Genomic DNA, 300 nt, shown 5'->3' with positions numbered 1-300 from the left:
ACAAAGGCATGACGACAGGGGATAATATCTGGTATACACTCTCCGCAAAGAATGGCTACGTGTTCAGCTATTCGATCCGCGGCGCGGATCAGGATTTCAAGAATTATGTCCTTGATCCAAGTGGCTATAGGAGCATAAGTGAGGATTTCAAAATTAAGTCCAGACTTGTTCCGCGGGAGATTAGCGTGACGTCAGTTAGAGGGAAGAAGATAAAGAAAACGGTGGATGAGAAGCAAGTCATTTTTTATAGTGAAAAATATGCAGCGAAAGCAAGGGCAGAGCGTGCTTCAGCAGTGGAAA

At 44.7% G+C, this 300-nt stretch carries 1 pseudogene; it reads left to right on the top strand.

Annotation, left to right across the window (positions count from 1 at the left end):
• Positions 1-300 (top strand): annotated as a pseudogene (locus TEPIDINF_RS14865) (IS1634 family transposase); the annotation flags it as partial.

This window comes from Tepidibacillus infernus (assembly GCF_048898065.1).
GTDB lineage: Bacteria > Bacillota > Bacilli > Tepidibacillales > Tepidibacillaceae > Tepidibacillus_B > Tepidibacillus_B infernus.
This window is presented reverse-complemented; position numbering and strand designations above follow the sequence as displayed.